Here is a 3,160-nt window from a genome sequence, read left to right on the forward strand (position 1 = left end):
GGCTGCAGGACGCTCGGCCAGGACGAGGTCCGCGGGCTGATCATCGCCAAGAGCCTGAAGACCATTCCCGCCGTCATGCAGGAACTGGAATGGACGACCTCCTGCGGCTGCGCCAAATGCCGGCCGGCGCTCAATTACTATCTCGTCTGCGACTGGCCGGACGACTACGCCGACGACTACCAGTCGCGCTTCATCAACGAGCGCGTCCACGCCAACATCCAGAAGGATGGCACCTATTCGGTGGTGCCGCGCATGTGGGGCGGGGTGACCAATGCCGCTGAACTGCGCGCCATCGCCGACGTTGTCGACAAGTTTGAAATCCCGATGGTCAAGGTCACCGGCGGCCAGCGCATCGACATGCTCGGCATCCGCAAGGAAGACCTGCCGGCGGTGTGGGCCGATCTCGGCCAGGCCGGCTTCGTCTCCGGCCACGCCTATGCCAAGGGGTTGCGCACGGTGAAGACCTGCGTCGGCTCGGACTGGTGCCGCTTCGGCACGCAGGATTCGACGGGCCTCGGCATCCGCATCGAAAAATTCATGTGGGGCTCGTGGACGCCGGCCAAGGTCAAGATGGCGGTGTCGGGCTGTCCGCGCAACTGCGCCGAGGCGACCTGCAAGGATGTCGGCGTCATCTGCGTCGACTCCGGTTACGAGATCCATTTTGCCGGTGCGGCCGGCCTCGACATCAAGGGCACCGAAGTACTCGGGCTTGTGAAGACTGAGGACGAGGCGCTGGAGCATATCGTGGCGCTGACGCAGATGTACCGCGAGCAGGGCCGCTACCTCGAGCGCATCTACAAATGGGCCAAGCGCATCGGCATCCCCGAGATCAAGCGCCAGATCATGGACGATGGCGACAAGCGCAAGGCCTATTACGAGCGCTTCGTCTTCAGCCAGAAATTCGCCCAGGTCGACCCGTGGTCGGAACGCGTTTCCGGCAAGGACAAGCACGAATTCCGGCCAATGGCTTCGGTCGGTTTTGCGCAGGCGGCGGAGTGAGCGTCATGAACTGGATATCGATAGGCTCTCTCTCCGACATCCCTCGCCGCGGCGCGCGCTGCGTCGCCACGCCGGAAGGAAAAATCGCGGTCTTCCGCACCCAGGACGATCAGGTCTACGCTATCGACGATCATTGCCCGCACAGAGGCGGACCGCTCAGCCAGGGCATCGTGCACGGCACGGCGGTGACCTGTCCCTTGCACAATTGGGTGATTTCGCTGGAAACGGGCAAGGCGCTCGGCGCCGACGAGGGCGCGGTGCGCACCATTCCGGTGCGGATCGAAGGCGAGCATCTGTTCATTGCGCTGGAAGCGCTGGCCAGCCGCGCGGCTTGACCCCATGGAGATCGATGAAGCGCGCGAGGTGAGGACCACCTGCCCCTATTGCGGGGTGGGCTGCGGCGTGCTGGCGAAGGTCGCCGCGGACGGGCAAGTGTCCGTGCGCGGCGACCCCGACCACCCGGCCAATTTCGGCCGGCTCTGCTCCAAGGGCTCGGCACTGGCCGAGACCATCGATCTCGACGGCAGGCTGCTTCATCCGGAGATCCACGGCCGCCGCGCCGGCTGGGACGAGGCGCTCGACCTCGTCGCCTCGACCTTCTCGCAAACCATTGCCGAGCACGGGCCCGATGCGGTCGCCTTCTATGTCTCCGGCCAGTTGCTGACCGAGGACTACTACGTCGCCAACAAGCTGATGAAGGGCTTTGTCGGCTCCGCCAACATCGACACCAATTCGCGCCTGTGCATGGCCTCTTCGGTCGCCGGCCACCGCCGCGCTTTCGGCTCCGACACCGTGCCCGGAACCTATGATGATCTGGAGCTTGCCGACCTGATCGTGCTGGTCGGCTCCAATCTCGCCTGGTGCCATCCGGTGCTCTACCAGCGCATCGCGGCTGCCCGGGAAAAGCGGCCGGAGATGAAGATCGTGCTGGTCGACCCGCGTCGCACCATGACCGCTGACATTGCCGATATGCATCTGGCGATCGCGCCGGATGGCGACATCGCTTTGTTCACTGGCCTGCTCGCCTATCTCGGCCAGCACAATGCGCTCGACCGCACCTATATCACGACGCACACGACGGGCTTCGGGCAAGCGCTTTTCGCCGCCTCCGCGCTGGACCTGGCTGGCGTCGCTGCTGCCACGGGCCTGAGCGAGGACGAGCTTGACCGGTTCTACAGCCTGTTCGCGGCGACCTCCAAGACCGTGACCGTCTACAGCCAAGGGGTGAACCAGTCGTCTTCGGGCACCGACAAGGTCAATGCCATCATCAACTGCCATTTGGCCACCGGCCGCATCGGCAAGCCAGGGGCAGGGCCGTTTTCGGTGACCGGCCAGCCCAACGCCATGGGCGGGCGCGAGGTCGGCGGCATGGCCAACATGCTGGCCGCCCATATGGAGATCGAAAACCCCGATCATCGCGACCGCGTGCAGCGCTTCTGGAACGCGCCGGCCGTTGCCGGAAAGCCCGGCCTGAAGGCAGTCGAGATGTTCAAGGCGGTTGCCGACGGGCACATCAAAGCGCTGTGGATCATGGCCACCAACCCGGTCGATTCGATGCCGGACGCCGATGCCGTCGAAGCGGCGATCAAGGCGTGCCCGTTCGTGGTGGTGTCGGACGTGCTGGCCCGGACCGATACCGTCCGCCACGCCCATGTCCGGCTGCCCGCCGCCGCCTGGGGCGAGAAGGATGGCACCGTCACCAATTCCGAACGCCGTGTGTCGCGCCAGCGCGCGTTTTTGCGCGTGCCCGGAGATGCGCTGCCTGACTGGCGGATTATTGCCGAGGTGGGCAAACGGATGGGGTTTGGTGAGGCGTTTTCCTACGCGTCGCCGGCGGAGGTGTTTGCCGAGCATGCCGCGCTGTCGGGGTTCGAGAATGATGGTGCGCGGGATTTCGACATCGGGGCTTATGCCGGGGTTGATGGGGAGGGATATGAGGCGCTTGAGCCGTTCCAATGGCCAGCGCCGAGCCAAGGCGCCCCCCTCTGGCCTGCCGGCCATCTCCCCCTCAAGGGGGGAGATCGGCTGTCATGGCCGTCTTCGCCAATTCACAACGTCGCAAAGCGAAAGCGGTCGGCGAAGCTGCCAATCTCCCCCCTTGAGGGGGAGATGGCCGGCAGGCCAGAGGGGGGCGCCTTGGCTCGGCGCTGGCCATTGGAAC

3 protein-coding genes are annotated in these 3,160 nt (G+C 65.3%); all 3 read left to right on the plus strand.

Translation table 11 applies throughout. The annotated features are described in order from the left end of the window. On the plus strand, positions 1-999 hold a 999-nt coding region (locus EN991_RS29325), incomplete at its 5' end, for a (2Fe-2S)-binding protein (protein WP_164769450.1). A gap of 5 nt (positions 1,000-1,004) precedes the next feature. Next, positions 1,005-1,334 (plus strand): nitrite reductase small subunit NirD, encoded by a 330-nt coding sequence (gene nirD, locus EN991_RS29330; RefSeq protein WP_024503964.1) that lies wholly within the window; start codon positions 1,005-1,007, stop codon positions 1,332-1,334. 4 nt (positions 1,335-1,338) lie between these two features. Continuing rightward, positions 1,339-3,160, plus strand: a 1,822-nt coding sequence (locus EN991_RS29335) for a molybdopterin-dependent oxidoreductase (RefSeq protein ID WP_245461104.1), incomplete at its 3' end; no start/stop codon positions are given.

This window comes from Mesorhizobium sp. M7A.F.Ca.US.005.03.2.1 (assembly GCF_003997795.1).
Classification (GTDB): domain Bacteria; phylum Pseudomonadota; class Alphaproteobacteria; order Rhizobiales; family Rhizobiaceae; genus Mesorhizobium; species Mesorhizobium ciceri.